This is a genomic window from Streptomyces sp. NPDC087845 (genome assembly GCF_044742755.1).
In the GTDB taxonomy this organism is placed as follows: domain Bacteria; phylum Actinomycetota; class Actinomycetes; order Streptomycetales; family Streptomycetaceae; genus Streptomyces.
Genome location: NZ_JBIUVC010000048.1, coordinates 1 through 3,798 on the forward strand (window position 1 = coordinate 1; position 3,798 = coordinate 3,798).

General features: G+C 66.5%; 1 protein-coding gene. It reads left to right on the forward strand.

What is annotated here, in order from left to right; translation table 11 throughout:
• Positions 1-156 precede the first annotated feature (156 nt).
• The coding region (locus ACIOMQ_RS41350) for an amino acid adenylation domain-containing protein (protein WP_402192880.1) at positions 157-3,798 on the forward strand (3,642 nt) is incomplete at its 3' end.

Genomic DNA, 3,798 nt, shown 5'->3' on the forward strand with positions numbered 1-3,798 from the left:
CGCCTCACCAACCGCATCAACACAACCCTCAACACCCACACCACCATCCACACCCTCTTCCAACACCCCACCATCGCCGACCTGGCCACACACCTGGAAACGACCGGCGTCGGCACGTCCGAGAGGGTCACGGCCGTAGTTCCCCGCCCTGAGCGGATACCACTCTCGTCGGCACAGCGCCGACTATGGTTCCTGCACCAGCTCGACGGGCCCAGCCCGGTCTGGAACATTCCACTGGTCACACGGGTTCGTGGTTCACTCGACAGCAATGCCCTGAGCATGGCCCTGTCCGATGTGATACGCCGACACGAGGCACTCCGTACCGTGTTCACCGACCTCGACGGCGAACCGGCACAGTTGGTTCGATCCGACGTGAGCGTCGAGATCGGCTGGTCGTCCTGCGCGCTCGAAGACGTCGACCAAGCAGTGGCCGAGCAGTGCGCCTACGAGTTCGACATTGTCACCGAACTGCCTGTGCACGCGCATGTGGTGCGAACTGGCGCCGACAGCACGGTATTTGTTCTCGTGGTACACCACATCGCGGCCGATGGCTTGTCGATGGGTTCACTCGTTGCCGACCTGGAGCACGCGTACTCCGCCAGGACCGCCGGCCGGGAACCCGAGTGGCTCCCGCTGCCGGTTCAGTACGCCGACTACGCGCTCTGGTCCCTCCAGCAGGAAGACCGGCACGACAGCGACCTGGCGTACTGGCGGGAAGCGCTTGCGGGCCTTTCGGAAGAACTGGCGCTGCCGTACGACAGGGCACGGCCGGCACGGGCCTCCCACAGCGGAGCCGAAGTGACTGTGCGGGTCGGGCCGGAGACTCATCACCGGCTGCGAGACCTCGCTCGTCACCACAAGAGCACCATGTTCATGGTCGTCCACGCGGCTCTCAGCGCCGTGCTGACCAGGCTCGGCGCCGGCACCGACATCCCGCTCGGCACGGTGGTGGCAGGCCGCTACGATCCGGCTCTCGACAACCTCGTCGGATTCTTCGTGAACAGCTTGGTGCTGCGCACCGATACCTCCGGTGATCCCCGGTTCGACGAGCTGCTCGGTCGGATCCGCGCAGCCGACCTCTCGGCATACGAGCACCAAGCCGTGCCCTTCGACCGCATAGTTGAGGAGTTGCGCCTCAGCCGGTCGCTGTCTCGCCATCCGCTGTTCCAAGTCGCTTTCAGCGTCGAGGACGAGGCGCCGACGCTGCGGCTCGCCGGGGTCGAGACGACCGCCGGTCGAGTGCCGATGTCCCCGGCAAAGTTCGACCTTCTCATCGGCGCGATCGAGCATGGCGTGACCGAGGACGAAGCCCGCGGCATCACCTTGACGCTGACCTACGCGACGGATCTGTTCGACAAGGACACGGTAAGCGAACTGGGCGACCGGCTGGTGCGTCTGCTGAGCGCGGTCGCCCACGACTCATCACTCCGAATCGGAGAGATCAACCTGCTGGCCGCTGCGGACCGGCGGCGTTTGCTGGAGGACTGGAACCGGACCGACGACGTAGTGCCGAGCACCCTGCCCGAACTGTTCGAAGACCAGGTCAAGGCCGATTCGCAACGGGTGGCCGTCGAAGCAGACGGGATCGGCACGTCGTACGCCCAGCTGAACGCACGCGCCAATCAGCTCGCACGCTACTTGATCCGTCAGGGCGTCGGCCCGGACGTTCCGGTTGCCGTGTCCGCCCAACGCTCGCTCGACTGGGTGGTGGCGTTCCTCGCGATCGCGAAGGCCGGCGGCACGTACCTGCCGGTGGACCCGGCGTATCCATCGCAGCGCAAGCAATTCGTACTCGCGGACAGTGCCGTTGGGATAGCACTGGTCGATACCGCGGACGCCTTGGGCGATGTCGGCATACCCACCGTGCTCCTCGGCGACCTCGACCTTTCGGGGTTTTCCGCCGACGACATCCGTCCGGCCGACCGGGCGGCTCCGCTGCAGCACAGCCAGATCTCTTACGTCATCTACACCTCGGGATCGACCGGAAAGCCCAAGGGGGTCGCTCTACCGCACACCGGAATAACCCGACTGGTACGCCGGCACCGCGACTTCGTGGCACCGGACTCGGCGCACCGCGTGCTGCAATTGGCGTCGATCAGCTTCGACGGCTCCGTGTGGGAGCTGGTCATGGCGTTGTTGCTCGGCGGCACACTGGTGATCGGCAAGCCGGAAGCGTTGCTCACGGCCCGGCCGGGCGATGCTCCGGACATCACCCATGTGTTGGTCACGCCGTCGATGCTCGCCGCTTTGCCGGCGCACGCAGTACCCGAAGGGGCCGTGGTCATCACGGCCAGCGAGTCCTGCCCGCAATGGCTGGTGGACCAATGGGCAACCACCCACAATCTGGTCAACTCCTACGGGCCCACCGAGACCACGGTCTGCGCGACCGGCGGTCCGCTGCCCGCCGGGCAACAAGTGACCATCGGTGGCCCCGTTGCCAACACCGATGTCTACGTGCTGGACGAGGCACTGCGGCTGGTACCTCCGGGGGTCGCGGGGGAACTCTACATCGCGGGCGCCGGGCTGGCCCGGGGATACGTGAGCCAGGCCGGGCTGACCGCGTCCCGATTCGTCGCCGATCCGTTCGGTCCCCCAGGCACCCGCATGTACCGCTCGGGCGATGTGGTGCGCTGGGACAGGTCCGGTCGGCTGTTGTTCGTCGGGCGTGCCGACGACCAGGTCAAGATCCGCGGCTTCCGGATCGAACTCGGTGAAGTCGAGGCCGCGCTGTTCGCATGCCCAGGGGTCGGCCACGCCGCGGTCCTGGTGCGCGAGGACCAGCCGGGCGAACGGCGTCTGGTCAGCTACGTCACCGGCTCGGCCGAGCCCTCCGAGATACGACGGTGCCTCGCCCGGCGGTTGCCGGAGTACATGGTGCCGTCCGCGCTGGTGACGCTTGACGCGTTCCCTCTCACCACCAATGGCAAGCTCGATCGTCGCGCTCTGCCCGCGCCGCACTACAGCAGCACGTCGCGGCACGCACGCACTCCGCGCGAAGAGATGCTGTGCGGGCTGTTCACCGAACTGCTCGGTGTGCCCGACGTCGGCGTCGACGACGACTTCTTCGCGCTGGGGGGGCACTCCCTCTTGGCCACCCGTTTGGTCAATCGGGTGCGGGTGACCTTCGGGGCGGAGCTGACTCTGCCCACGGTGTTCGAGAATCCCAGCGTGGCCGGACTGGAGCGATGGCTGCACCAGGCTGATGTGGCCGACGTGGTTCCCCTGGCAACGGTGCATCCCCGGCCGGCCAAGGTACCGCTGTCCCCGGCGCAACGTCGGCTGTGGTTCCTGCACCAAGTCGACGGCGGGAGCGCTGCGTACAACATCGCGTTGGTCAGCCACGTCTCCGGGGCGCTGAACCGGGAGGCGTTTCAGGAAGCCATATCCGATGTGGTGATCCGGCATGAAATCCTGCGCACGGTGTATCCCGAGCAGGACGGCGAAGCGCTGCAGGTCATCCTCCCGGCAGGACAGGCCACCGTCACCGTGCAGTGGTCACAGAGCCTGCCGCAACTGGCCAACGAACGAATATCCCAGGAGTGCGAGCACAAGTTCGATCTCGGTGCCGATCTTCCGATGCGCGTGCACGTCGTCGACACCGGTGCTGAGTCGGTGTTGGTGTTGGTGTTGCATCATATTGCTGCGGATGGGTGGTCGATGGGGCCGTTGACTGCGGATCTGGCGTGTGCGTATGCGGCGCGGGTGGCGGGGCGGGAGCCGGTGTGGGAGCCGTTGCCGGTGCAGTACGCGGATTACACGTTGTGGCAGCGGGAGTTGCTGGGAGAGGAGTCGGATCCC